This window comes from Streptomyces sp. NBC_00554, assembly GCF_041431135.1.
GTDB lineage: Bacteria > Actinomycetota > Actinomycetes > Streptomycetales > Streptomycetaceae > Streptomyces.
In genome coordinates, this window is the sequence record NZ_CP107799.1 from 9,966,731 (window position 1) to 9,993,500 (window position 26,770).

A 26,770-nucleotide genomic window follows, 5' to 3' on the forward strand; every position below is an offset into this window, starting at 1 on the left:
AGGGGCTTGAGCCGCCCCGTGCCCCCAACCGTCCCGTTGACAACGTCGTCCTGGAGGTCGGACCCATGCGGTCATCGTCGTTCTTCACCATGCCCGGAGCCACCTCGCGCTCCGGCCGCCGCGCCATAAGATCGCTGCTCGTCATCGCCCTCACCGCGGGCGTCGCCACAGCCGTCCCGGCGGCTCAGGCGGACACGCCCACCGCGACTCCCGCCGCCACCGCCGCCGAGGTGGCCGCCAAGCCCTACATGGGCTGGTCGAGCTGGAGCATGCAGTCCTCGAAGTACCCGGGCCTCAACCCGGACGGCGACTACAGCTACCTCACCGAGGCGAACGTCCTGAAGCAGGCGGACGCCCTCGCCTCCAAGTTGAAGAACTACGGCTACGAGTACGTCAACATCGACGCCGGCTGGTGGATGGACAAGAACTGGAAGTCCGGGTTCGACCAGTACGGCCGACAGACGCCCGACCCGGTCCGGTTCCCCAGCGGCATGAAGTCGGTCGCCGACCACATCCACTCCCTGGGCCTCAAGGCCGGCATCTACCTGCCCGTCGGTCTGGAGAAGGGCGCCTACAACGACGGCAAGACGCCGATCTGGAACGCCGAGAACTGCACCACGGCCGACATCGTCTACGGCGACCTGCGCACCACCAACGGCTGGGACAGCGCGTACAAGATCGACTTCTCGAAGCCGTGCGCGCAGAAGTACATCGACTCCCAGGCGCAGTTGTTCGCCGACTGGGGCTACGACTTCCTGAAGATCGACGGCGTGGGCCCGGGCTCGTTCAAGTCCGGTGACAACTACAACAACGTCGCCGACGTCGCCGCCTGGCAGAAGGCCATCGCCACCGCAGGGCGCCCGATCCACCTCGAGCTCTCCTGGTCGCTCGACATCAACTACGCCGCCGACTGGAAGAAGTACTCCAACGGCTGGCGCATCGACACCGACATCGAGTGCTACTGCAACACCCTTGTCACCTGGGAGAACTCGGTCGACAACCGGTGGGACGACGCCCCCGCGTGGAGCAACAAGGGGGGCCCGGGCGGCTGGAACGACCTCGATGCCCTCGACGTCGGCAACGGTGAGATGGACGGCCTCACCAAGGCCGAGCGGCAGAGCTACATGACCCTGTGGGCCATCAGCAAGTCGCCCCTCTACACCGGTGACGACCTCACCAAGCTGGACAGCTACGGCGTCTCCCTGCTCACCAACAAGGAAGTCATCGCCGTCGACCAGAGCGCCTCGCCCATCGCGCGGCCCGTCACCACGGTCAACAACGAGCAGGTCTGGGGCACCAAGAACGCCGACGGCAGCTACACCGTCGCCCTGTTCAACCTCGGCGACTCGCCCGCCTCCGTCACCGCCAACTGGGCTTCCTTCGGATTCACCGGCAACGCCTCCGTGCGCGACCTGTGGAACAAGTCGAACCTCGGCACCTACAAGAACAAGATCACCGCGGCGCTGCCCGCCCACGGCTCGCGGCTCTTCACCATCAAGCCGGCCGGCGGCACGCTGGCGACCACGAGCTACGAGGCCGAGGACGCGGCCAACACCCTGTCGGGCAACGCCTCCGTGGCCGGATGCGACGCCTGCTCGGGCGGCAAGAAGGTCGGCAACCTCTACACCGGCGGCAAGCTGCAGTTCAACAACGTCACGGTGAAGAAGGACGGGATCTACACCGTCAAGGTCGCCTATGTCAGCGGCGACGCCCGCTCGGTGAACGTCTTCTCCAACAGCGGCAACGGCACCAGCCAGAAGTTCCCCTCCACGGGTGACTGGAGCACCGCCGAGACCGTCAGCGTCCAGCTGGCACTGAAGGCGGGCACCAACACCATCACCTTCGACAGCGGCAGCGGATACGCCCCCGACATCGACAAGATCGTCGTTCCGCAGACCGTCTGACCTGCTTCCCGTGGGGCCCGGTGACCTGAACCCGGGCCCCACGGGGACCGGCCTCACGCCGACGGCCGCCTGCGGTGATTCCCCACTCGCCGTTTCCGCAGCGGCCGTCCCCCCCACCAGCCGTTCCTGCCTGAGCCGTTCTCGCACGAGCCGTTCCCTGGATATGGAGTGCCCCGTGGACATCAAGCGCACCGAATCACGCGACAACCCCCAAGCCGCAGAGGCTTCCTGACCCTCGCCGCCGCTGCCGGCGCGGGCACCGCACTCGGCGTTCTGCCCGCCTTCACCGCTTCGGCGGCCCCGCTGCGCCCCACCGAGTCGCCCATGCTGGCCGCGGCCGACGCCGCGAAGAACCAGCTGTGGTGGGGGGCTCCCGGCTCCCCAACTCGATGATCGAGCAGGGACTGCCGGTCGGGAACGGGCGCCTCGGGGTCCTCGCGAGCAACGACCCCTCCAGCGAACTTCTGATGATCACCGACGCCACCATGTGGACCGGCCATCTCAACGACAAGCTGGACAGTGACGGCCAGTTCCCCTACGGCCGCGAGGACTTCGGATCCCTGACGCTGCTGGCCAAGCTCACGGTCGCCATCCCCGACCACGACCTGGGCAACGTCAACAACTACCGCCGCACCCTAGACATGGCCCAGGGCCTGGTCGGCGCCTCGTACGACATCTCCGGTGTGAGCTATTCGCGGCAGATCTTCGCCAGCCTCCCCGACGACGTCATCGTCCTGTACTTCTCCCAGCAGGGCGGCGGCACCTACACCGGCACCGTCTCCCTCGCCGGCACCCACGGCGAGTCCACCACGGCCAACAGCTCCGGGCGCTATGCGTCGTTCGGAGCCACCCTCGCCAACGGCCTCAAGTACGGCGCCGCCGTCACCGCCTACAGCAGCACGGGCAGGGTCAAGGTCGACGGTACGTCGATCAGCTTCAGCGGCTGCAAGACCCTCACCGTCGTCGTCAGCGGTGGCACCAACTACGCGCCCGACGGCGAGGCGGGGTTCCGCAATCCGTCCGTGGTGCCTGAGCGCCTGGCCAGGACCAAGGTCCTCGACGCGGCCGGCAACTCGGCGAGCACCCTGCTGCATACCCACGTCGCCGACTTCCGTCCCGAGTTCGAGCAGCTGGACATCAACCTCGGCACGTCGTCCGCCGCGCAGCGCGAGCTGGACACCTGGGAGCGGTTGCAGGCGCGCTACCGGGACGACGTTCCCGATCCGGAACTCGAGGCCGCCTACCTGCAGTTCGGCCGCTATCTGATGATCTCCGGATCGCGGGGCAGCCTGCCCATGGGCCTCCAGGGCCCGTGGCTTGACGGCAACGACCCGGACTGGATGGGCGACTACCACACCGACGTCAACATCCAGATGAACTACTGGATGGCCGACCGGGTGGGCGTGTCCGACTGCTTCGACGCCTACACGGACTACTGCGTCTCGCAGCTGCCCTCGTGGACGGACGTCACCCAGCGGCAGTTCAACGACCCCACCAACAGATTCCGCAACTCCAGCGGCAAGCTCGCCGGCTGGGCCGTGGCGTTCTCCACCAACCCCTACGGCGGAAGCGGCTGGTGGTGGCACCCGGCGGGCAACGCCTGGCTCTGCCAGAGCCTGTTCGAGCACTACGAGTACACCCAGGACCGCGCCTACCTCAAGAAGATCTACCCCCTGATCAAGGGCGCCGTGGAGTTCTGGGAGGCCCGCCTCGTCACCACGACCGTCACCGACGCCTCCGGCGAAAAGCGCGAGGTCCTGATCGACGACAAGGACTGGTCGCCCGAGCACGGCCCGCAGGACGCCAAGGGCATGACCTACGCGCAGGAACTGGTGTGGGGCCTCTTCGGAAACTTCCACACCGCTTCCGAGCTGCTCGGCAAGGACGGCGCGTACCGGAAGACCATCGACGGTCTGCGCGAGCGCCTCTACCTGCCCGTGGTCAGCCCCACGAGCGGCTGGCTGGAGGAGTGGATGTCGCCCGACAACCTGGGTGAGACCACGCACCGGCACCTCTCGCCGCTCATCAACCTGTTCCCCGGAGACCGGATCCGTCCGGACGAATCGACGCCGAAGGAGATCCTGGACGGCGCGACGGCGCTCCTCACCGCGCGCGGCATGACCAGCTTCGGCTGGGCCCAGGCCTGGCGCGCCCTGTGCTGGGCGCGGCTGAAGGACGCGGAGAAGGCGTACCGGCTCGTCGTCAACAACCTGAAGCCGTCGGTCAACGGAACCAACGGCAGCGCGATGAACCTCTTCGACATCTACGAGGTCGAGACGGGCCGCGGCATCTTCCAGATCGAAGCGAACTGCGGTACCCCCGCGGCGATCATCGAGATGCTGCTGTACTCGCGGCCCGGACACGTCGAGCTGCTGCCCGCGCTGCCCGCCGCCTGGGCGGCATCCGGCTCGGTGTCCGGCGTGGGCGTCCGCGGCGGCTTCGTGGCGGACCTCCGCTGGAAGAACGGCAAGGTCACCCAGTTGACGCTGAAGAGCGTCGGCGGCCGCACCACGACCCTCGTCGCGGGCGGCGCCTCGCGGAAGATCAGCCTCAAGTCCGGTGAGTCCGTCACACTGCGGAACCTCGGATGAGTGCCGCCTCGTACCGGCGCCGCACGGTGGGCGTCGTAGCTGCGCTGATCATGGCGGCCTGCGGGCCCCTGACCGTCTCCTCGGTGGCACAGGCCCAGGTGCAGGCAGAGGCGGTGGCACAGAAGTCGCAGCCGGTGTCGCAGGCCCCTGCGTCCGCGGCGGCGGCTCCGGCCGCCGCGAAGGGCAGGCACTCGGTGGTCACCTGGGGCGCCAGCGCCGACCGGCAGAGCGCCGGTCCCGCCGACCGCAGTTACCGGTTGATCGTGCGCACCAGTGTCGGCGGCACGAACATGCAGATCCGGCTGTCCAACGCCTTCGGCGAGAACCCGGTGACCTTCGCGAGCGCCTACGCGGGGCTGCAGAAGCAGGGTGCGGAGCTGGTCCGCGGCTCCAACCGGCAACTGTCCTTCGGCGGGGCCGCGTCCGTTATCGTCCCGGCCGGCGAGACCGTGCTCAGCGACCCGCTGCCCGGGAAGCTGGCCGCCCAGAGCAACCTGGTCGTCAGCCTGTACGTGACGGGCGCCCAGGGACCGACGACCGGTCACGGCATGGCCATGCAGACCAGCTACGCGACCGCGGGCGACCACGCCGCCGAGGAGGGCGCGGGCGCCTGGACCGATCCGATGGGGTCCTGGTACTGGCTGGACGCCGTCAATGTGGAGACCTCCACGTCCATCGGCTCGGTGGTGACCCTCGGCGACTCCATCACCGACGGCTGGCAGTCCAGCACCGACCTGAACCGGCGCTGGCCCGACTACCTCTCCCGTCGGCTCCAGGCGGCGGACACCCCCGTCAAGGGCGTCGCCAACGAAGGGATCTCCGGGAACAAGGTGCTCGCGGACGGCGCAGGGCAGAGCGCGCTGAACCGTCTGCAACGCGATGTGCTCTCCCATCCGGGTGTGCGCACCGTCTTCCTCTTCGAGGGCGTCAACGACATCAAGGCGCACTCGGGAGTCACGGCCCAGGACATGATCGACGGCTACCGGAAGATCATCGATCAGGCCCACGCGGCGGGCAAGTGCGTCGTCGGCTCGACCATCGCCCCGTTCAAGGGCTGGTACGAATGGGACACGGCGGCCGAGTCCGTACGCCTGGAGATCAATGAATTCGTGCGGAACAGCGGGGAGTTGGACGCTGTCACCGACTTCGACAAGATCCTGCGCAGCCCCTACGACCACGAAAGGATCTCGCCGTTCTTCGACAACGGCGATCACCTGCACCCCAATGATGTGGGGATGGGAGCGATGGCCGACGCGGTCGACATCGGGAGCCTGACCTCCTGCTGAGGCCAGGCTCCGGACAGCGGTGCGGTCAGGGGAAGTTGACCACCACCGACGGAACGGTGGTGTTGCCCGAGGTGGGCGATCCCGTGTCGTTGATGACGCGCTCGTACTGCCCCTGGCCGCCCAGTGAGATGACCATGATGTTGTGGAACTTCACGTTTGCGTTGACCGGTGTCGCGAATCCGTGGTGCTGGAGGATCGTCGGATCGACGTTGTAGTAGCAGTAGCTGCCCATGCCCCAGGCCTCGTGCGTGGTCACGGTGTCGGCGACCTTGTAGGCCGCGTACCCCTTGATCGCGCCGTTCTGGATGGCGGCCTGGTTCGGCGCGTCGTACGCCTTCTCGTTCTGGAAGAAGATCGTGCGCCCGCCCTGGCCGTACCACTGGACGTCGTACTTGTTGAAGTGCTCGACGAACAACCCGGTGGCCAGTACGTCGTTGCCGTTGACGCGGACGCCGTAGTCGGCCCGGTTGGTCTCCCAGCCGACTCCCGCGCCGTGGTCGGCGCGCCAGACCCAGGTGTGGTCGATGATCGTGTTGCGGCTGTTGACCACCATGCTGGTGGTGGCCTTGCCGGCGCCCGCGCCGCCGATGCGGATGAAGACGTCCTGCACGGTGGTCGGGTTGACGGAGTGGTTCGCCGAAGCGCCGGTGGGCCCGACCTCCAGCAGGGTGGCGGAGTTGACGGGACCGGCGTCGATGAGGAAGCCCGCGAGGCGGACGCCGTCGACATCGGCCACCTTGACCGCGGTGACGCCGTTGTCCGGGATCAGGGTGGCGTAACCGAGGCCGAGCACCACGGTGTTGGCACGGTTGACCTGGATCGGCTGGTCGAGGTGGTAGATCCCCGGCGTCAGCAGCAGATGGAGGCCTTGGGTGAGCGCCTCGTTGAGGGTGGCGGCGGTGACACCGGGCTTGGCCACGTAGAACTGCGTCAACGCCAGTGACGTACCTCGCGGCGTGCCGCTGCCCCAGGTGGTGCCGCGCGAGTTGACCCGCTTCTCCGGCAGGAAGACGCGGTACTCCGTGCCGTTGAGGTAGAGGAACGGCTTCTCGCGGGAGATCGGCGTGGTGTTCAGCGTGGTGTACGGCGGGTTCGGGAAGGTCTGCGCGGGGGCGCCCTCGACGCCCGAGAACACCATGTTCCAGACGGCGTTGAGCCAGCCGCCCACAAAGCTGTCGCGGGTGTACCACTGCTGCTGCGAGTACGGACCGACCGTGCCGTCGACGCGGCTGTCGGCGATGTAGCCGCCGCTGGCCCAGCCGTAGCCGTTGGGGGAGAGGTTGAGGCCGCCCCTGACGTGCATCCGCCGGAAGGGGGCGGCCTGTGCGACGGCCCACCGGTTCGTGCCGTTGACGGGAGTGATCGCGAGGTTCTCCGCCGAACGCCAGAAGTTCTGCGTGGCGTTGCCGCCGAACCAGCCCGCGTCGACGGTGATGTCGCCGTTGATCGACGTGTCGTCCGGGGACAGGCCGAGGCCCGAGATCGAGGTGTAGAAGCCGAGTTGGGCGTTGAGCCCGTTGTAGGTGCCCGGCTTGAAGAGGAACTGGTAGCGGCCCGTGCCGAACTGGGCCGACTCCTGCTGCGCGAACACCTGGTCCAGTCTGGCCTGGATGCCCGGGGTCGAGGGGTCGAAGACGATGACGTTCGGGCCGAGGTCACCGCCGCCGGGCAGGGCCAGTGGCTTGACGGGTGCGGCGGATGCCGGCGTGGACAGGCCGATCAGGGCGGGTGCGGCAGCCGCGGCGGCCATCGCTCCGAGAACGGACCGGCGAGCCGGTGTGGAGGGGCCGGAGTCCGAGGGGTCTGTGAAGGCAGAGGGCATGGGGGCAACTCTCCTGGTTCAGGAAGTGAACGATGGAAGGTGCGGGGAGCGCTCTCTTGCCGATGCATGCTTCATCCGCGTGAACCAGGCGTCAAGAGTTGTGACCGGGATCCCGGATGTTGTTGCGGAGTGAACAGTCAACTGGGCATCGTTGTGCGGTAGTTCATTCATGTATGGGACCTGTCGACCCCTGCTGCGGAGCGTCTGCCGCGTTCAAGAGGTGCGCGAAAGGTAAGCGCTGTCCGCCCCGCGACCCTCCGGCGCGCTCGCACCAGGGCGCCCCGCAAGCCCTGTCCCGAGAGCGCTCTACGGCGCCGGAACGCCACGCCGTTAAGGTGCGGGGAAGAGTAGGCAGGCTCCCACGCTGGAGGATGTCACTCGGGAGGCCGACGGCTACAGCCATGCCGGCAGGACATGTGAGCCGGCGACAGAGAGGCGGACGAATGACGCACCCGATCACCGTGGGCGTGGACGGATCGGACGAGGGCGGGGCCGCTGCGGCGTGGGCGGGCAGGGAAGCCGTCCGGCGAGGACTGCCCCTGCGGGTGGTGTACGCCTGGCACGGGCAACCGCACCTACTGGCAGGCGGGCCGGACCGCGAGGAACAGGCGCGGTGGGCACAGGAGTTGGTGGAGGCCGCCGCCCGCACCGTCACCGAACGGCACGCGGACCTGTCCGTTTCGGCCGAGGTCCTGGAAGGCGGCGCCGTCGACTCGCTGGTCGCCGCGGCTTCGGACGCCGAGACACTGGTCCTCGGTTCACGCGGGCACGGAGCGATCGTCGGTTTCCTGATCGGCTCCGTCGGACAGCAGGTGATCGCCGAGGCCGCCCGCCCCGTCGTGCTGGTGCGTGCCGATGACAACGCCGCGTCCGAGGCGGCGGGCCGCGAGATCGTCGTAGGTCAGCAAGGCGGTCCGGACGACAGTGCCGCCGGCCTTCGGTTCGCCTTCGAGACGGCGGCGGCCCGCGGCGCCTCGGTGCGCGTCGTACGTGCGTGGAGCCTGCCGCCGCTGTTCACCTACAGCCCCGGCTCGTTGAAGCTGCTCGACGAGGCCGGGGGAATGGAACCCTTCGAGAAGAAGGCTCTCACCGAGGCGGTGCAGCCCTGGCGAGAGCAGTTTCCCGAGGTGCCCGTCACCGAGTACGTCGAGATGGGCAGCGCAGGACAGGTCTTGCTCTCGCTGGCCGCGCGGGCCCAGCTGATGGTCGTCCAGCGCCGCGCCGAACGCTCGGCCGTGGGATCACGGATCGGATCGGTGGCCCACGCGGTGATGCACCACGCGCCGTGCCCCGTGGCGGTTGTCCCGCACTCCTGAGCAACTGCGGGAGGCGGCCTCAGGGCGGTAACACCTGAGTGCCGGCCGCGGCTCACAGGCCGACCGCTCCGTCGATGCGTTCGCGGAGCAGGTCGGCGTGGCCGTTGTGGCGGGCGTACTCCTCGATCATGTGGATCAGCACCCAGCGCAGTGACACCGCCCCGAGCCAGGAGTCGTGGCCCTCGATGTCCAGGCCGGGCGCTTCGGTGACGAAGCGTTCGGCGAATGCCACGTCGGTGCGCCAGGCCTCCCAGGCCGCGGTGACGAGCGCGGGATCGGGCATCGCGCCGTCGAAGTCCTCGTCGGGTTCGGCCTCGGTGGAGAACCGGGGCGACGCGTCCTGCCCGGCCAGCACCTTCCGGAACCAGCGGCGTTCCACATCGGCGAGGTGCCGGACGAGTCCGAGGAGTGAAAGCGTCGAGGGCTCCACGGACCGCCGCGCCAACTCCGCACCCAGGCCCGCGCACTTGAGTTCCAGCGTCGCGCGCTGGGCCGCCAGCACGGAGACCAGCATGCCGCGTTCGTCGCCGGTGGTACGGGCGTTGAGGTGGCGGCGCTCCTGGTGCGGCGCGGTGAAGAAGTCGGCTCTTCGCTGTGGTCCGGTCATGCGCACGATTATCGGCGCCGGGCGGTGGAACTCGTCGAGGGGCGCTTCGACCAGGGGTGTTTCGGTCCCCGGCGGACTGTCCTGCCCGGTGCCCGGCGGCCTCCGACCGCGTTCAAGTCCCGTAGGCAATGGCTGTGTTGGGCTCGAACCACGGCAGTTTCGGCGTGAACTATTGACGGCAACATGTCAGTCCGGTTGACTCGCCGCCCAGCGCCGGAACCGGTTCCGGAACCGGTACCGGTCCTGGGCGCGAAGGCGCGATCCCCGTGTTCCGGGAGGCAAGTCATGGCTGTGACCATCGCCGATGTGGCTCACGCGGCCGGCGTGAGCAAGACGACCGTGTCCCGGGTGCTGAACACCCGGGGTGAGGTCGACGCGTCGACGGCAGCCCGGGTCCGCGAGGTCATCGACCGCATGGGCTACGTGCCCAGCTCGGGCGCGGTCGGTCTTGCCCGGGGCAACAGCCGGACCGTGGGCATGCTGGTGCCCTCGCTGACCTGGCCGTGGATGGGCGAGGTGCTGCAGGGCGTCGTCGACACCGTGGAGGCGGCCGACTTCGGCCTGCTGCTGTTCACCTGCAACCGGGGCACCGAGTCCGTGGCGCGCTTCACCAGCCAGGTGTCGGCGCGCGCGTTCGACGGGCTGCTCGTGGTGGAACCGGAGAACACTCTCGACATGCTGACGGCGCTGCATCGCGAGGGCCTGCCCGTCGTCCTCATCGACGACCGGGGACACCACCCGGAGTTCCCGTCCGTCACAGCCACCAACTTCGAAGGCGGGGCCTCGGCGGCCCGCCACCTCCTGGCCGATGGCCGGCGCAAGCCGATGGTGCTCACCGGGCCCGCACGGTTCGGCTGCGTACGCGACCGGCTCGCCGGGTTCCGCGCCACCTTCGCCGAGCGCGGCATCGCGCTCGACCTGGTCGTCGAGGGCGACTTCACCGAGACCGACGGCCGCGCGACCGTGCGCCGACTGCTCGCCGAGGGACGGGAGTTCGATGCGGTCTTCGCGCACAACGACCTCGCTGCGGTGGGCGTGATGGGCGCCCTGCGGGACGCCGGGATCCGCGTGCCGGAGGACGTCGCCGTGATCGGCTTCGACGACATCCCGATGGCCCCGCACACCGAGCCGTCACTGAGCACGGTCCGTCAGCCCATGCGGGAGATGGGGGAGACGGCCGCACGCATGCTCCTCACGCGCCTCGCGGGCGAGGAGATCTCGACCGCTCCCGTCGTCCTGCCGACGGAAATGATCACGCGCCGGTCGGCGCCGGCGGCCTAGCCCGCCGCCGAGCACCCCACGCACTGCCGGGCGGAGACCACCGGCAGCACCAGAGCACGTCGACGTCCGAGCTTCCGGCACCGCAGGAAGCCGACTTCGGCGAACCACGCACACCCGCACGGAGCACTGGCACCCCCAACTCCCTTAGGAGAGCCGCATGCCATCCCGTACCCCACGCACGCTCATGACCGCTCTAGCCACCCTGTCCACCCTGTCGCTGCTGGCGGCAGGACAGGCCTTCGCCGGCCCGGCGGCCGAAACCTCCGTCGCGGCCGTCGCGGCCTGGGACGCCGACCAGGCCGCTGCCGCCTACACCGCGAACCCCGCCGCGGTCACCGCCTCGGGAAGCGAGAACGCCGGCACCGCCCCGGGCCTCGCCTTCGACGGCAACGGCGCCGCCGCTGGTCGAGCCAGTTCGCGGACGACGCGTGGATCCGCGTCGACCTCGGCTCCACCCTCCGCATCGACCGGGTCGTCCTCGACTGGGAGGCCGCCTACGGCAAGAGATACGTCCTTGAGGCGTCCAAGAACGGCACCGACTGGACGCCCTTCTACACCGAGACCGCCGGCACCGGAGGATCGGTCACCGCGCACACCTACCCGCAGGAAGTCACGGGCCGCTATGTGCGGCTGCGCGGCGTCGAGCGCGCCACGCCCTACGGGTACTCGCTGTTCGCCTTCAAGGTCTACGGCGGCGAACCCGCCCCGGCCTCCACGACCCGTACGAACCTCGCCCTCAACCACCCCGCCTACTCCAACCTCTACCAGCACGCGGGCAATTCACCCGCCTTCGTCACCGACGGCGGCTGGCCCGCCGACCTCAAGGCCGACCAGACCCGCTGGTCCAGCGACTGGAACGCCAACCGCTGGGTCTCCGTCGACCTGGGCGCCACCTCGACCATCAACACCGTCGACCTGTACTGGGAGGCGGCCTACGCGGTCGACTACCAGCTCCAGGTCTCCGACGACAACGTGAATTGGCGCACCGTCTACCAGCCCTCCGCCTCGGAGGTCGCCGCCCGCCGCGCCGACGTGAAGTCCCCGGCGGACGCGGTGGGCCGCCACGACACGGTCACGCTGCCGACGCCCACGACCGGACGGTATGTGCGGATGCTCGGCAAGGAGCGCCGCTCCTTCTACAACCCGGCGCCCGCGACCGCCCAATTTGGCTACTCGCTCTACGAGTTCCAGGTCTGGGGCACGGGCGGCAGCGCCGCCGCCGCGTACCCCGCCCTGCCCGGGGAGCAGTCGGGGACCTACCAGACGACGTTCTTCGACGACTTCACAGGGGCGAGCCTGGACCGCTCCAAATGGCGGGTCGTGCGAACCGGCTACGAGATGGGCCCGGTCAACGGGGAGTCGCAGGCCTACGTCGACTCCACCAACAACATCGCCACCCAGAACGGCAGCCTCCTGCTGAAGTCCAAGTACTGCAACGACTGCACCCCGACCCCGGCCGGAACCTACGACTTCACCTCCGGCCGCGTCGACACCAACACCAAGTTCGACTTCACCTACGGGAAGGTCAGCGCCCGTATCAAGCTGCCGGTCGGCGACGGCTTCTGGCCCGCCTTCTGGCTGCTCGGCAGCAACGTCGACGATCCGTCCGTGTCGTGGCCCGCGTCCGGAGAGACCGACATCATGGAGAACGTCGGCTACGCGGACTGGACCAGCACCGCCCTGCACGGCCCGGGCTACTCGGCGGACGGCAACATCGGCGCCCGCCAGGTCTTCCCCGCCGGAGGCCGCGTGGACGCGTGGCACAACTACGCGGTGGAGTGGACCCCGACGGGCATGCGCTTCTACGTCGACGACGTGCTCGTTCAGGAGACGACGCGCAACAAGCTGGAGTCGACCCGCGGCCAGTGGGTCTTCAACCACAACCAGTACGTCATCCTCAACCTCGCCCTCGGCGGCGCCTATCCGGCGGGCTGGAACCAGGTCACCACGCCGTACTGGGGTCTGCCGCAGTCGAGCGTCGACAAGGTCGCGGCCGGGGGAGTGCAGGCCGAGATCGACTGGGTGCGCGTCGAGCAGAAGAGGTGACCCGGACCGCCGCAAGGCGGTGAAGACGGGTGCGCGCCGGGCCTCTTGACGAACGGTTGGTCCAGTCCTACCTTCCAGTCAACCGTTCAAAGACAGGGCTGAAGTTCACTCACCTGAACGTCAGCACCCCCCACTCGAGGAGCCCGGATGCTCACACGTCTTCGAACACTCGGTGTGGCCGGCGCGGTGTGCGCCTCATCGCTACTGGCCGCGCCGACCGCATTCGCCGAAGTGGAACCCGGCGGCTGGACATCCGTCTCGCCCACGTACACGGTGCAGGAGCGGGGTTGCGGCACGGTCTCCGGCCTGACGTTCACGCTCACCTGCTCCACCGCAAGCGGAGACCAGCGGGCCGAGCGGCGGTACGCCACGTACACCGGCGGCACACGGCAGTTCGAGGGCTACTTCAGGGTGGCCAGCCTCAGCGGCACCCGGATCAGCCTCAAGCAGACGTTCAACGAGTCGGCGGCGGGCCCGTACTTCATGCTCGCGGTCGAGCGCGGTGGCAGGCTCTACGCGGTCCACGGCGGCACCACGCTCTCCAGCGCGGGCACGGTCGGGGCGACGGTCCGCGTCAACACGGTTCACCAGGTGGGGACTTCGCACCGCACCTACATCAACGGCTCGCTCCAGCACACCTATGCGAGCCCGTCCGGAAGCTTCTACGACAAGTTCGGCGCCTACCGCACCGCCAGCGGCGCCGGACCGGCGACCGTCGTATGGAGCAACGTCCAGTTCTGGCGCAAGTAGCAGGCACCGTATGCGGATACCCGTACGCGTCGCAGCGCCGACAGTGCTTCTCCTGGCGCTGTCGGCCTGCCCCGCGCCACAGACGGCGGACGAGAGCGGCGAACTGCGAGCCCGCCTCACCTCACCCACGGACATCGATCTGAACTGGCAGGGGGACGACTCGGGAGTATCCGGCCAGGCGCTGGAGTTCGCGACCGAGAGGTCGGGCCCGTACACCGTTCTCCAATACCTGCCGCCGAGCACGACGACCTACCGGCACCCCGATCTGATCCCGAACACGACCTTCTTCTACCGACTCCGACCCTTCCACGGCCCGGTCTCGGCCCCGCTGACCGTCTCGCTGCCGGAGGGCGAACTGACACAAGCGGACGAGGAGTCCAGCCATGACTGGCTCCCCGCCCGCAAGGACCCGGGACGCGTCGTCCCGGGCCGGCCCCTCGGGAAATCCGGTGCGGGCGCTCCCTCCGATTTCAACGCCGTGGTCAAGCATGCGAACGGCATCCTCTTCACCTGGACGGACTGCGCGTCCGACGAAGCGGGATTCCTGCTGGAGGCCCGCAGACGGGGAAGCTCGGAATACGAGCCCCTCGTGGTCCTCGATCCCGATGTCAACTCCACGGGACTGATCACCCTGCCCGAGGAGAAACAAGCGTCCTACCGCGTACGGGCCTTCACGTACGGAGAGTTGTCGAACGTGGTCCGCCTGACCACGGGTGAATGACTCCTACGCGTTGTCGGCCCTGGACATGCGCAGGGCGAGATCCTGGAGCAGGTCGGCCGTCTTGACGTCGGTGCGTCCGGAGTCGTGGAGGTCGGCGAGTTCGGAGAAGAGGAAGGCGAAGGCGCCCACGAGCGAGATGGTGGCGGGCAGGTAGGCGTCCGCGACGGCCTGGCCGGCCTCGGCGGGTCCTGCGTCGGAGGGTACTTCGACCCTGGGGAAAACCTCCGTCACGAGCGCGCCGAGCTGGGTTTCGGTCGACTCGACCTCGGCGTCATCAGCAGCGTCGTCATCGGATTGGGCGATCCTGCGGACCATGGCGTTGGTCTCGGTGAGGACGCCGATGGCTCGCAGGATGATCTCCGTCTGTTCCATGCCGTGAGCCTAGACGGGTGATGCCCGACTGTGGCCTCGGTGTTCGGGTCGTGATGATAGACAGTGGGCGTGAACAATCTCTCCAGCTCCTGCCCGGAGCACGCCCGATGACCAGCGGCGTCGACACTCCGGACCGCCGGGGCCGCACCGGACTCGACCGGGTCGGCCGCGATCTGACCGGCAACCCGCGGATCAAGGTCCGGGACGTGACACTCCTGTCCAGCCACTGGTACGTGGAGCGCACCACGACCTTCGACTTCCAGCACGCCGACGGCACCTGGAGCACCCAGGAACGCGAAACGCACGACCGCGGCAACGGCGCCACCCTCCTGCTCTACGACACCGAGCGCGGAACCGTGCTGCTGACCAGGCAGTTCCGCTACCCCGTGTACGTCAACGGACACCCCGACGGGATGCTGGTCGAGACACCGGGCGGACTGCTCGACGAGGACGACGAACATCCCGAGGTCGCCGTACGGCGCGAGGTCATCGAGGAGACCGGGCACACGGTCGGCGAGGTCCACCACGTCTTCGACGTCTATATGAGCCCGGGCTCGGTCACCGAGCGGGTCAGCTTCTACGCCGCCTCCTACGGTCCCTCGACCCGTACGCACGAGGGCGGGGGGCTGGACGAGGAGGGTGAGGACATCGAGATCGTCGAACTGCCCTTCCGGCGGGCCCTGGAGATGATCCGCACCGGCGAGATCGCCGACGCGAAGACCATCATGCTGTTGCAATGGGCGGTTCTGGAGGGCCCGTTCAGCGAAACCCGCCCTTGACTTGGAGTGCTCTTCAAGTTCCAGACTCCCGTTCAGGCCCCGGGGTTCCGGGCCCGAACGGGAGGCGACACCATGAAGTACCGCACGATCGGCACCGACCCGAAGACCCGCCGTGAGGTGAGCGTGCTCGCGCTCGGCGCGATGCTGTTCGGCTCACTGACGGACGAGAAGACCTCCTTCGCCGTGCTGGACCGCTATGTCGAGGCCGGTGGGAACTTCATCGACACGTCCGACAACTACGCGTTCTGGACCGACGACAGCCAGGGCGGCCAGAGCGAGACCCTGCTCGGTCGCTGGCGCCGCAGCCGCGGCATCGGCGACGAGATCGTCATCGCGACCAAGCTGGGCGCCCGGCCGCTGGCCCCCGGCACCGGATACATCGACAACCCGGAGGGCCTGTCGGCGAAGGTGATCCGCGAGGCGGCCGAGCGCAGCCGGGAACGCCTCGGCGTCGACAAGATCGACCTGCTGTACGCGCACATCGAGGACCGGACCGTCGACCCGCGGGAGACCGTGGAGGGGTTCGGCGAGCTCGTCGCGGAGGGAAGCGTCGGGCTGCTCGGGGTCAGCAATCACGCCATCTGGCGGGTGGAACGGGCCCGTTCCCTCGCCGTGGCGGCGGGCCTGCCCGGTTACGAGGTTCTGCAGTATCACCACAGCCACCTGCGACCGCGTACCGACGTACCCTCCGGGCTCTTCCCGGACGGCAGCCTCGGCGGAGCGGGCGCCGAACTGCTCGGCTACTTGCGGGCCGAGCCCGGCCTCACGCTGGTCGCGTACTCACCCCTGCTGACCGGCGCATACGTACGGCAGGACAAGCCGCTGCCCGCCGACTACGACCACCCGGGAACGCCGGTCCGGCTCGCCGCGCTCCGGGACGTCGCACGGGAGACCCGAGCGAGTGTGAACCAAGTGGTGCTGGCCTGGCAGATCGGCGGACCCCTGCCGGTCATCCCGCTGGCGGGGGCGTCCTCAGTGGCACAGCTGGAGGAGAACCTGGGCGCGGTGGAGCTGGAACTGACGGCGGACCAGCGGGCCCGCCTGGACGCGGCCCACTGACGGACGGAATCCGCGGCCGGCTGATGGGCAGCGGGTCCCGGCTACTTGTCCTCGTCGCGTGGGGCCCGGCGAGTGGTGAGCAGGAGGGCGATGTCGTCGGGGCGCTCGGTGGCCTGCCGGGCCTCCGCGGTGAGCAGGTCGGCCGCGGCGGACACGGACGGGCCGCCCGTCCGGCCGCGCCGCATGGCCGCTCGGGACAGGGTCGCGCGCAGGGCTTCGACGCCCTCGTCTATGTCGGTGCCGGGCCGCTCGACCATCCCGTCCGTGTAGAGGGCCAGCACGGCGCCGGGTTCGAGCAGCAGCTCCGTCACCGGGTAGTGGGCCTGCGGGTCCACTCCGAGCACCACCCCGCCGGGCAGGTCCAGGACCTCGGTACGGCCGTCGGGGTGGCGCAGCAGGGGCTGCGGATGTCCGGCCCGAGCGGCCCGCGCGACGCCCGTGACCGGGTCGAGGCGGACGTAGCAGCAGCTGGCGAACTGGCCCGGGTCGAGGTCGATGAGCAGCCGGTTGGTGCCGCTCATCACCTCGTCCGGGGACCGGTCGCTGAGCGCGAACGCCCTTACCGCGCTGCGCAGTTGGCCCATGGTGGCCGCGGCCTGGACGCCGTGGCCCTGGACGTCGCCGATGACCAGGGCGAGTCCGTCGCCCGCCTCGACGACGTCGTACCAGTCGCCGCCCACGTCCATGCCCAGGGTGCCGGGCAGATACCGCCCGGCGGTGGTCACCAGCGGGTGCGCGGAGAGGCGGTGCGGAAGCAGTGCCTCCTGGAGACCGCGGGCGAGGGCGGCCTCGTTGTCGTAGCGCCGGGCCCGTTCCAGGGCCTGGGCGATCAGTCCGGCCAGCGCGGTCAGGACCGTACGCTCCTCGGTGCTGAAGGTACGGGAACGGTCGAAGCCCAGGATGCAGGAGCCGACCGGGCGCCCGGAGGCGATCAGCGGCAGGAAGGCCCGGGCTCCCTCCTTGGCGTCCAGTGCGATGCCGGGATAGGCGGTTGTCAGCTGTTGCATCGACTCGTAGAAGAGCGGCCGGCCACTGGTGAGCGTTTCGACTCCTGGTAGCCGGACATCGAGGGCCACTCCGTCGTAGGGGGCGAGGAAGCCCTGCGGGAAGCCGGTCTCCCAGGCCAGATACAGCCGCCGGTCCTGGAGCAGGTAGATGGCGAGCCGGCGTCCGCCGAACGCAGGCAGCAGCTCCCGCATCACCACCTCGGACACCTGGCGCGCCGTCACGGCCTCGGTCAGCGCGATGGCGAGAACGATGGGCCGGTACAGCGGTGCCGTCGTGGGTACGCCCTCCGCCGGCTCGTCGCCCTCGGCCGTCGGCGCCTCGAACGGATCGGCCTCCGCGGAGTCCGCGACCCGCCCCCTCGGCACGAGCTTGCAGGTCAGGCTGCCCGGTCCCGCGTAGATGGACATCGTGAGCCACTCACCGCCGTGACGCCCCGGTGTCTGCCCGGGGCTGTTCCCGTGCGGGCGTCTGACCTGGAAGTGCACCGGATCCGGCGACAGCAGGGACGCCGCGCAGGTGATCCTCGTACGACGGCCGGGCCAGCCAGGGCACGGCCTCCCACAGCGGCCGCCCCAGCAGCTCCGTCCGGGGCCGGCCGAGCAGCTCGGTGGCGCGCGGGTTGGCATAGGTGATCAGCCCGAGCCGGTCGAGTGCGAACACACCCTCCGGAGGAGATCCGCCGCCCGGTCCGCGGCCGGGCCGGTGCTCGGATCGACGACCACACCGCTCACCCGGTACGGCGGTCCGGGCGTCGCGTCCGAGGGCCACAGCGTCAGCAGACGCAGCCCGCCGTCCGCGTTGCGCACCGGCAGTGCGTGCGCGGGCGGGCGCCCGGCGGCCGTCTCGCGCAGCGCGGCAAGGAGCAGGCTCGGATCCTCCCGGGACAGCGTGTCGGCCAGCGCGTCCGGTGTGCCGGCGAAGCCACCCGGCGCGGTGCCGAGCAGCGCCGCCAGCGCGTCGTCCGCGGTGACCGCGCCGTCGTACGGATCCCAGGTGAACGCTCCGACGCATTGCGCGGAGGGACCGTCGGCCGGAGCCGGCACGTTCATCGGCTCGTCGTCCCACGTGACGGTCCCGGGTCCGTTCTTGTCGAGCGCCGCCAGAGCGGCACCCAGCTCGTCCGCCACGGCTGTCATCCGGTCGCGGTCCGGCAGTACCTCGGTGGCGTCCGAGGCCGAAGGGCGCAGTACCGTCAGGACGCCGAAGGACGTCGAGGCGCCCACGACGGGGACGTACAGGGAACCGAACGGGAACGGCAGCCCGGCCGCCAGCTGCGGGTACCGGCGCATCGTCTCCGTGGCATCGGTGAGCAGCACCTCCTCGCCGAGCCGATGGACGTCGGCGACGGGGAACGGCCGGTCCACATACATGCGCCACCAGGGGCGGAACAGCTGATTGGGCAGGCCCGCGAGGACCGCCATCCGGAGTAGTCCGGGTGTGCTCGAACGCAGATAGATGCCTCCCGCGAAGCCGCGGGCCGCGCGGACCGCGTCCGCCACGGCCCCGCTGAGCAGGGCGGGCAGGCTTTCCAGCGCCTGCACCTCACGCTCGGCGCTCCCAGTCATCGGTCTGCCCTCGTCCGCCCGCCGCCGCCAGGGAGGTATCACAGCAAGAATGCGCCTGACAGGCCCCTGACCGCACCTCGACGCTCTCAGCAGCAGCCCGGGGCTGCCCGAGGCTGCGCATGGCCGAGTCCAACCGTGTCCGGCCGCGCTCAGCCATGTTCAGTCATGTCCAGCGCGAAAGATACCCGGTTTGCTCGAGTACCTCGCCCAACTCGTCCCACACCACCGCTGACACGTCAGCCACCGGCGCGGGGCCCGGGGGCGAGTGTCTCGGCGGCGGTGGCCGCCACGGCCTCGGCCACCGCCGCGAGCGCGGGGGAGTCGAGTTTCCACTGCTGCCAGAACAGCGGGACGTCGATGGCCCGGTCCGGCGCGAGATTCACCAACCGCCCTGCGCGCAGCAGCGGTTCGGCCTGTACCTCGGGCACCATGCCCCAGCCCATTCCGGCCACCACGGCGGCCAGGAACCCCTCCGAGGTGGGCATGAAGTGCCGCAGCGGACTCGCGCCGCGGCCACCCGTCAGAGTGCGGACGAAACCGTCCTGGAGTCCGTCGTTGCGGTCGAAGACGATCAGTGGCGCGTCACCGATCACCTCGCGCAGCGGCACGTCCGAGAGGCCGCCGAGCCATCTGTCGCGGAAGCCGGGACTCGCCACCGGCAGGTACCGCATCCGGCCGAGAGCACGGACGGAGCAGCCCGTCACCGGGTCGGGTGACGAGGTCACCGCCGCCAGCACCTGCCCCTCGCGCAGCAGCGTCGCCGTGTGGTCCTGGTCCTCGCGGCGCAGCTCGAAGCAGAGCCGCAGCTCCTGAGGCACACGGGTGAGCGCCGGGAGGAACCAGGTGGCCAGCGAGTCGGAGTTCACCGCGATCGACAGCCGCGACGGTTCCCCGGAGCCGGTCATGCCCAGCTCGGCGTGCGCGTCGCGCTCCAACTGGGCCAGCTGGCGCGCGAAACGCACCACGACCTCGCCGGACTCGGTCGGGCGCACCGGCTTCGTCCGCATCAGCAGGACCCGGCCCGTGCGCTGCTCCAGTGCCTTGACGCGCTGGCTGACCGCCGACGGCGTCACATGGAGCGCGCCGGCCGCCGCGTCGAAGGTGCCCTCGTCGACGACGGCGAGGAGCGTGCGGACCTGGTCGAACGGCAGTTCAGTCATCACACGTGCTAATGATACGTAAGAATCTTTAGCTGTACTCTTGACGGCTGCCTTCCTAGCGTCGATGTCATGACAGACGCCCTGACCGCCGCGGCCGCCGGATTCGGCACCGGCCTCACACTCATCGTCGCCATCGGCGCTCAGAACGCCTTCGTCCTGCGCCAGGGCATCCGCCGCGAGGCGGTACTCGCCGTGGTGGGCATCTGCGCACTCTCCGACGCGGCGCTCATAGCCCTGGGCGTCGGCGGTGTCGGCACGGTCGTCGTGGCCTGGCCCGCGGCGCTCACGGCGGTCGGACTGGTCGGCGGCACATTCCTGCTCGTCTACGGATTCCTCGCCGCGCGGCGGGTGCTGCGACCCTCGGCTCTCAAGGCGGCGGCCGTGCCGGCGCACTCGCCGCGCCGCGCCGTGCTCACCTGCCTGGCGCTGACCTGGCTCAACCCGCACGTCTACCTCGACACCGTGTTCCTGCTCGGCTCCATCGCGGCCGACCGCGGCCCGCTGCGCTGGACCTTCGGGCTCGGGGCCGTCCTGGCGAGCGTGTGCTGGTTCGCGGCGCTGGGCTTCGGCGCCCGGCTGCTCAGCCGCTTCCTGGCCCGGCCGTCGTCCTGGCGCGTGCTGGACGGTCTCGTCGCCGCGACGATGACCGCGATGGGCGCCATGCTGATCGCGGGAGCCTGACAGCCGTACGCCCGGCATGGGCCGATGAGTCCGAACCCCGCCGTCACACACAACTCCCGCTCGGACATAGTGATCCCTGCAAGCGAAAGATGTAGCGAGCAACCAGGACGAGCGTGGACACGAGCAAGAGCGGTACGGACAGCGATCCCACGGCGGACGACGACACACCGGAACCGGTACGGGCGAACAGGCGCGGATGGCGCCGCTGGGCGATGGACACCCGCCCATTGCGGCGCCCGGCGTTCCGCCGGCTGTGGTCCTCGACCATCGTCACCGCCGTCGGCAGCCAGCTCACCGCCGTCGCCGTGCCCAAGCAGATCTACGACATCACCGGCTCCTCGGCATGGGTCGGCTACGCGAGCCTCGCCGGCCTGCTGCCCCTCGTACTCTTCGCCCTGTGGGGCGGCGCGATCGCCGACAGCATGGACCGGCGCAAACTGCTCCTCATCACCAACACCGGCATGGCCGTCACCTCGGTCCTCTTCTGGATACAGGCCGCCACCGGACTCGGCTCGGTGCTCGTCCTGATGGTGCTGCTCGCCCTCCAGCAGGCGTTCTTCGGCCTGAACTCACCGGCCCGCCAAGCCTCCATCGCCCGGCTGGTCCCCAAGGACGAACTGCCCGCCGCGAACGCGCTCGGCTCGACCGTCATGCAGACGGGCCTGGTCGCCGGACCGCTGCTCGCCGGCGCCCTCATCCCCGTCATCGGCCTGGCCGAGCTCTACCTGATCGACGCCGTGGCCCTGTGCGTCACCGTGCGGGCGGCTCGCAACGGCTTCCCGCGCTGCCGCCCCTCGACGGCAGCGGCGTCCGCAGGGCGCGGGCGGGCTGGCGCGAGGTCGCCGCCGGCTTCCGGTACATCCGCTGCACAAGGTGCTGCTCCTGTCCTTCCTCGCCGACATCATCGCCATGGTCTTCGGCATGCCCCGTGCCCTGTTCCCACAACTCGCGGCGCAGACCTACGCGCCCTACGGCGAAGGACTCGCGCTCGGTCTCCTCTTCGCGGCGATCCCCATCGGCGCGGTGCTCGGCGGGCTGGCGTCGGGCACTTTCTCCCGTCTGCGCCGGCACGGCCTCATGGTCATCGTCGCGGTGGCGGCCTGGGGAGCGGCCATCACCGGGTTCGGGCTGAGCAGCAGCCTGTGGGTGGCGGTGGCCTTCCTCGCCGCGGCCGGAGTCGCCGACATGGTCTCCATGGTCTTCCGCGGCGCGATCCTGCTGTCCGCCGCCACGGACGACATGCGCGGCCGCATGCAGGGCGTGTTCACCGTCGTCGTCGCGGGCGGCCCCCGCCTCGCCGACGTCCTGCACGGAACGGCCGGTGCGGCCTTCGGCGCACGCACCGCCGTCGTGGGCGGCGGCCTGCTGGTGATGGCCGCCACGCTGGTCCTGGCCACCGCGACACCGGCTCTGAGGCGTTACACGATCTGAATGCGCGGCCGCCCGAGTCGGTCATAGAGTTACCGCCATGGGGGAAACGCGACCTACCTCGGAATTCCACGCGCAGAACATCAGCGTCGAGAGCGTTGCCCGGCTGGTGGCGGCTCTGGACGCCCAGGACACCAATGACGGCGTACGACGGCTGCGTACGTGGGCGCACACCGCGGTCGGCCCGCGGCCCGGCGAGCGGGTGATCGACATCGGCTCCGGTACGGGATCGCAGTCCCAGGCGCTGGCGGCCGCCGTCGCTCCCCACGGCGAGGTACTGGGCATCGAGCCGAACCCGGGGCTCCGTATGGTGGCCGAGCAGCGCGCGGCCGCCGCCGGGAGCACCTTGGCTCGCTTCGTGGACGGCGACGCGCTCACCCTGCACCTGCCCGACTCCTCGGTCGACGTCGTGTGGTGCGAGCGCGTACTCCAGCACCTCCTGGAGCCCGAGAAGGCCGTCGCGGAAATGGCGCGAGTGCTGCGCCCCGGTGGGCGCGTAGCCCTGCTGGACACCGACTGGGCGACCACGATCCTGCACCCCGGTGACCCCGAGACCGTCGCGGCGATCACCTCCGGCGCGCTGGCCGCGGCGGCCGACCCCTACTCGGGTCGCAAGCTGGTCGGCCGGCTGACGGCGGCCGGGCTGGTCATCGACGACCGCGGATCGCAGGCGCTCCTCCAGGACCACACCTCGGTGGCATGGCCGCTGATCCGCATGCTGGGCGATTCCGCGGTACGCCGTGAACTGATCACCGAGGCGCAGCGCGACCGTCTGTACGCGGATATCACGGAGGCCGCCGAGCAGGGTGCGCTGCACATGTCCGTGACGATGTTCGGAGCGGTCGCGCACCGCCCGTCGTAGGGCTGGCGCATTGAGTGAATAAAGGCGTTTGTCGGAATACACTTGATTGTCCGTCGCCGACGGAGCGCTTTGCACTCTTCCCCTGGTATTGGGGGTGCTCGAGCAAAATGAACACGGCGAGCTACGAAGTAATTGCAGCGAGCAGCACGATGAACGCGGTCGCCGCATTCATCGGTGGCCTCATCATCGCCGGTGCCCTGGTCTGGGCCGTCCGGATGGGCATCAAGGTGCGGCGGGAAGAACCGCGGCCACCCAGCCTCGACGAGCAGACCCATCTCCCCGAATCCGGGGCGGTCCACGAAATCCGGGAGATGCGGGACGCCGACGAGGTTCCGCACGCGGCGGATGAGAGTGAGCGGCTGATGCCGTACAACATGCACGCTGCCGGGACCAAGCGGCGCGAGGACCAGAAGCGGCGGCGCTGGGAACCCGGATCCAGCGGCTCCTTCGGCGGCGGCGGTCTGGGCAGGACGTGACCCGGACCGCTTGGCAGCGGGTCGGGCCCGTCCGTCGGATCAGGCGCTAAGGGAGATCGGCCGCGGAGTCCTCCGGAGCCAGGTCGGGCCGGAGACGGAGCCACGACGGCTGACGCAGCAGCCCGGCTCTGGTTCGGGTGCTGTACCGGACTTCGCCCACCAGCCGCGGCACTACCCAGTGGGCCCCGGCCACCGGCGGGACGGTGTCGAAGGGGCAGTCCTCGGTCTCGGCGGCCCGCAGGAGCCGGGCGAGTACCGCCCGTTCGGCCTCGCTCCAGCCGGTCCCCACGCCTCCGACGTAGCGCAGCCGCCCCGCCTCGCGCTGTCCCAGGAGAAGGGCACCCGGTAGCCCCGACAGCCGCCCCTTGCCGGGAACCCAGCCACCGACGATCACGTCGAGGGTCTGTACGTTGCGGATCTTGACCCAGGCTCGTGAGCGCACCCCCGGCTCGTACACGGAGTCCAAGCGCTTGCAGACCAGCCCCTCCAGACCGTTCTCCCGCGTCGCCCGCAGGGCCGCCTCCCCGTGCCCGACGATCGCCGACGGCGTCGACCAGTACGGCCCGGCGAGGGCCAGATCCTCCAGCTCCTGTCGCCGCCGGACATAGGAGAGAGCGGTCAGGTCACGCCGCCGCAGGTACATGACGTCGAACAGGACGAGATGCGCGGGGGCCTCCACTGCCCGACGAGCCGCCTTGCCCGGAGAATCCGCCAGCCCCATACGGGACTGTAGAAGCTGGAAGTCACCCCGCCCCTGCTCGTCCAGGACCAGGACTTCACCGTCCAGAACGGCGGGAGTCCTGCCGAGCGCTCCGCCCAGCGCACGCAATTCCGGGTAGGCCGCCGTGATGTCCTCCCCCGACCGGGCGCGCAGCACGATGCCGCCGTCCCCGGGCAGATAGATCACGGCACGCTGGCCGTCGTGCTTGGTCTCGTACGCCCAGTGCGCGTCCTGCCCTGCGGGCGGCAGGGCGCCGGCGGTGGCGAGCATGGGAGCGATCCGCGGCAGTGTCACAGGTGTGTAGTCGACAGGGCTGCGGGCACCCACTCACCCTTGACGGCCCTTTCGCCTGAACGGCGCTGCCCGGCGAACCCGCGGGCCGCGCCCTACGCCTCCAGAGCCTGGGCCATCAGGGTCTGCAGACGCAGCCCGCGGTGGACATCGAGCTCGCCGGACTTTCCGGAGCGGACGGCGGTGGCGAACTCCCGGCGCAGCACGGGCCAGCTCTCCTCGTGGTCGAGTGCGGCGCCGTCGTACACGAGCTCGGCGTGCGGGCCGAACAGCTCGATCCGGGTGATGCCGCGCTCGACATTGGACTGAACTGGACAGCGAGACGCCTGGTCACAGCGCCGCTCGCGCGGCTTCGGGCGGTGCAGGTGAGCCCGATCCAACGGCGGGGGTCTCCGGTGCCCCGTACCCGCACGATGGGACCCAGGGCCGCGTCCAGCAGATCGAGAACGTGCGGCCCGAGGTCCAGCAGCGCGCCGTGTTCGAGACGCCAGGCGGTCGCGAAGTCGCCGCCCAGGAAAGCGCCGTGCAGCCAGCAGGCCCGCGCTCCTACGGCGTCGACGCCTTGGGCGGCTGCCAGGAACCGCCGGGTGGCCGGGTTGTAACGGCTTGTCAGGACCAGCTGGGAGACGACGCCGGCCGCGTCGACGGCATCCACGAGGCGTTGCGCCGACGGCAGGTCCAGCGCGAGCGGCTTCTCCAGGAGGAGCGCCTTGCCCGCTTCCGCGGCACGGCATGCGAGCTCCGCCTGAACGGAGGGCGGAACCGCGAAGGCGACCGCTTCGCAGCTGTCCAGCAGGTCCTCGAAGCGCGCGGCGACATCGGCGCCGTAGGGTGCGGCCGTCTCGCGGGCCGCCTCGGCGCGGCGCGCCCACACCGCGGTCAACTGCGTCTCGGGCCCGGCGGCAAGTACCCGCGCGTGCACGGCGCGCGCCCATGGTCCGGCTCCGACGAGGCCGACCTTGACCGGTGCATGGGACCAGGGAAGCGAGGCGTCGGTCACGAGAAGTCTCCTTTTCGGTGTGGGCGGATCAACTTCACCACGTTGACCGCCGCTTCGACCAGGAGTGTGCCGGCGGGCGGGACGGCTGACGTCCCTGCGCTGTGTCCGGTCAGGAGCCGGACGTCACGCCAATTCACCGAGCTCCGCGTGCTCATTCATGCGCGGGGCGCACGACAGGCCCGCTCGCGCCTCTGTCGGTCACTGCGTGTCCCACGTCATCATTCGGTGCATGAATCCCACACAGGACAAACCAGGCTCCGCGGACGACTCGGGGCTGCCCGCATTGCCGGAGGACTGGCAGCGATGTCTGGCCGTGGCCGCACACCCGGACGACATCGAGTACGGGACCGCGTGCGCCGTCGCCCGCTGGACGGCACAGGGCAAACAGGTGACGTATCTGCTCGCGACACGAGGTGAAGCCGGCATCGACAGCATGCACCCGGACCAGGCGGCGCCCTTGCGGGAGGGGGAGGAGCGGGCCGGTGCCCGTCAAGTCGGGGTCGACACAGTTGAGTTCCTCGATCACCGTGACGGTGTCGTCGAGTACGGGCTCCCGCTACGCCGCGACATCGTGCGGGCGATGCGCCGCCACCGGCCCGAGGTCGTGGTGACCGGAGCGTTCACCGTGCGCATGATCGGCGGCATCACGAACCAGGCGGACCACCGAGTGGTTGGCCTGGCCACGCTGGACGCGGCACGCGACGCGGGAAACCGCTGGATCTTCCCGGAACTGGCCGACGAAGGCCTCGAACCCTGGAATGGAATCCGGCTCGTGTGCCTCGCCGGCCCCCAACAGCCCACCCACGGTGTCGACGTCACGGGCGAACCCCTCGAACGCGGGATCGCCTCGCTCGAGGCGCACGCCGAATACACCAAGGGCCTCGGCGCCGGGGCCTTCGAACCGCGCCCGTTCCTGACCTGGGCGGCCGGAATGGGCGGCCCGGCTCTCGGCGTCGAATCCGCAGTCCTCTTCGACGTCCACCAGCTCATCCCCGACGGGCCGCCGCCCTGGGTATGAGACCTCTGCTTTCGTGAGCCGACTCA

General features: G+C 69.9%; 18 protein-coding genes and 4 pseudogenes. 15 read left to right on the top strand and 7 right to left on the bottom strand.

The features are described 5' to 3' along the window. Window positions 1–65 precede the first annotated feature (65 nt). The 3 genes and pseudogenes from OG266_RS44305 to OG266_RS44315 all read left to right on the top strand — a co-directional run bounded on the left by OG266_RS44305 (window position 66) and on the right by OG266_RS44315 (window position 5,781). Window positions 66–1,904 carry a carbohydrate-binding protein gene (locus OG266_RS44305; RefSeq protein WP_371552563.1) on the top strand — a complete coding sequence of 613 codons (1,839 nt, stop codon included), beginning with the start codon at window positions 66–68 and terminating at the stop codon, window positions 1,902–1,904. A gap of 195 nt (window positions 1,905–2,099) precedes the next feature. Then, window positions 2,100–4,495, top strand: a pseudogene (locus tag OG266_RS44310) (glycoside hydrolase N-terminal domain-containing protein). Next, entirely contained in the window at window positions 4,492–5,781 is a 1,290-nt protein-coding gene (locus tag OG266_RS44315; protein WP_371552564.1) for an SGNH/GDSL hydrolase family protein, read from the top strand. The pseudogene OG266_RS44310 and the gene OG266_RS44315 overlap by 4 nt, the downstream one beginning before the upstream one ends. A gap of 25 nt (window positions 5,782–5,806) precedes the next feature. Here OG266_RS44315 and OG266_RS44320 read toward each other — a convergent pair whose 3' ends face one another. Continuing rightward, complete coding sequence (locus tag OG266_RS44320; RefSeq protein ID WP_371552565.1) at window positions 5,807–7,603, bottom strand: coagulation factor 5/8 type domain-containing protein; 1,797 nt, start codon at window positions 7,601–7,603, stop codon at window positions 5,807–5,809. Window positions 7,604–8,046: 443 nt separating this feature from the next. Here OG266_RS44320 and OG266_RS44325 point away from each other — a divergent pair, with 443 nt between their 5' ends. Further along, entirely contained in the window at window positions 8,047–8,919 is an 873-nt protein-coding gene (locus tag OG266_RS44325; protein WP_329549630.1) for a universal stress protein, read from the top strand. Between the two features lie 52 nt (window positions 8,920–8,971). On the opposite strand, the gene OG266_RS44330 is transcribed toward OG266_RS44325, so the two are convergent. Then, on the bottom strand, window positions 8,972–9,526 hold the full coding sequence (locus OG266_RS44330) for a DinB family protein (protein WP_371552566.1): 555 nt from the start codon (window positions 9,524–9,526) through the stop codon (window positions 8,972–8,974). A gap of 285 nt (window positions 9,527–9,811) precedes the next feature. Between OG266_RS44330 and OG266_RS44335 the strand changes: the two genes are divergently transcribed. The 4 genes and pseudogenes from OG266_RS44335 (at window position 9,812) to OG266_RS44350 (ending at window position 14,324) form a co-directional block, all read left to right on the top strand. Beyond that, the gene (locus OG266_RS44335) at window positions 9,812–10,807 is read left to right on the top strand and encodes a LacI family DNA-binding transcriptional regulator (protein WP_266470699.1); all 996 of its coding nucleotides are present in this window, start codon (window positions 9,812–9,814) and stop codon (window positions 10,805–10,807) included. 157 nt (window positions 10,808–10,964) lie between these two features. Continuing rightward, a pseudogene (locus tag OG266_RS44340) lies at window positions 10,965–12,853 on the top strand (discoidin domain-containing protein). A 147-nt stretch (window positions 12,854–13,000) separates the two neighbouring features. After that, window positions 13,001–13,603 (top strand): hypothetical protein, encoded by a 603-nt coding sequence (locus OG266_RS44345; RefSeq protein ID WP_371552568.1) that lies wholly within the window; start codon window positions 13,001–13,003, stop codon window positions 13,601–13,603. A 10-nt stretch (window positions 13,604–13,613) separates the two neighbouring features. Then, window positions 13,614–14,324, top strand: a complete 711-nt coding sequence (locus OG266_RS44350; RefSeq protein ID WP_371552569.1) for a fibronectin type III domain-containing protein — start codon at window positions 13,614–13,616, stop codon at window positions 14,322–14,324. Between the two features lie 3 nt (window positions 14,325–14,327). Here OG266_RS44350 and OG266_RS44355 read toward each other — a convergent pair whose 3' ends face one another. Continuing rightward, window positions 14,328–14,696 (bottom strand): hypothetical protein, encoded by a 369-nt coding sequence (locus tag OG266_RS44355; protein ID WP_266470709.1) that lies wholly within the window; start codon window positions 14,694–14,696, stop codon window positions 14,328–14,330. A gap of 107 nt (window positions 14,697–14,803) precedes the next feature. Between OG266_RS44355 and OG266_RS44360 the strand changes: the two genes are divergently transcribed. Then, window positions 14,804–15,475: an NUDIX domain-containing protein gene (locus OG266_RS44360; protein WP_371552571.1), complete on the top strand. Its 672-nt coding sequence runs from the start codon at window positions 14,804–14,806 to the stop codon at window positions 15,473–15,475. A gap of 72 nt (window positions 15,476–15,547) precedes the next feature. Next, window positions 15,548–16,534, top strand: coding sequence for an aldo/keto reductase (locus tag OG266_RS44365; RefSeq protein WP_371552572.1), 987 nt, complete (start codon window positions 15,548–15,550; stop codon window positions 16,532–16,534). A 41-nt stretch (window positions 16,535–16,575) separates the two neighbouring features. On the opposite strand, the pseudogene OG266_RS44370 reads toward OG266_RS44365, so the two are convergent. Both OG266_RS44370 and OG266_RS44375 read right to left on the bottom strand, forming a co-directional pair. Continuing rightward, window positions 16,576–19,107, bottom strand: a pseudogene (locus tag OG266_RS44370) (SpoIIE family protein phosphatase). A gap of 236 nt (window positions 19,108–19,343) precedes the next feature. Next, window positions 19,344–20,270, bottom strand: a complete 927-nt coding sequence (locus OG266_RS44375) for a LysR family transcriptional regulator ArgP (protein WP_371552573.1) — start codon at window positions 20,268–20,270, stop codon at window positions 19,344–19,346. A gap of 66 nt (window positions 20,271–20,336) precedes the next feature. On the opposite strand from OG266_RS44375, the gene OG266_RS44380 reads away from it, so the two are divergent. The 4 genes and pseudogenes from OG266_RS44380 (at window position 20,337) to OG266_RS44395 (ending at window position 23,714) form a co-directional block, all read left to right on the top strand. Continuing rightward, window positions 20,337–20,948 (top strand): LysE/ArgO family amino acid transporter, encoded by a 612-nt coding sequence (locus OG266_RS44380; RefSeq protein ID WP_371552575.1) that lies wholly within the window; start codon window positions 20,337–20,339, stop codon window positions 20,946–20,948. A 113-nt stretch (window positions 20,949–21,061) separates the two neighbouring features. Beyond that, window positions 21,062–22,379: pseudogene (locus OG266_RS44385) on the top strand (MFS transporter). A gap of 37 nt (window positions 22,380–22,416) precedes the next feature. Next, window positions 22,417–23,238 (top strand): methyltransferase domain-containing protein, encoded by an 822-nt coding sequence (locus OG266_RS44390; RefSeq protein WP_371552577.1) that lies wholly within the window; start codon window positions 22,417–22,419, stop codon window positions 23,236–23,238. 107 nt (window positions 23,239–23,345) lie between these two features. Further along, the gene (locus tag OG266_RS44395) at window positions 23,346–23,714 is read left to right on the top strand and encodes a DUF6479 family protein (protein ID WP_329549640.1); all 369 of its coding nucleotides are present in this window, start codon (window positions 23,346–23,348) and stop codon (window positions 23,712–23,714) included. Window positions 23,715–23,760: 46 nt separating this feature from the next. Here OG266_RS44395 and ligD read toward each other — a convergent pair whose 3' ends face one another. Together ligD and OG266_RS44405 are read right to left on the bottom strand one after the other, a co-directional pair. After that, entirely contained in the window at window positions 23,761–24,705 is a 945-nt protein-coding gene (gene ligD / locus OG266_RS44400) for a non-homologous end-joining DNA ligase (RefSeq protein ID WP_371552579.1), read from the bottom strand. 139 nt (window positions 24,706–24,844) lie between these two features. Continuing rightward, window positions 24,845–25,726: a Gfo/Idh/MocA family protein gene (locus tag OG266_RS44405; protein WP_371552581.1), complete on the bottom strand. Its 882-nt coding sequence runs from the start codon at window positions 25,724–25,726 to the stop codon at window positions 24,845–24,847. Window positions 25,727–25,955: 229 nt separating this feature from the next. On the opposite strand from OG266_RS44405, the gene OG266_RS44410 reads away from it, so the two are divergent. Next, window positions 25,956–26,744: a PIG-L deacetylase family protein gene (locus tag OG266_RS44410; RefSeq protein ID WP_266470737.1), complete on the top strand. Its 789-nt coding sequence runs from the start codon at window positions 25,956–25,958 to the stop codon at window positions 26,742–26,744. The last annotated feature ends 26 nt before the right edge of the window (window positions 26,745–26,770 follow it).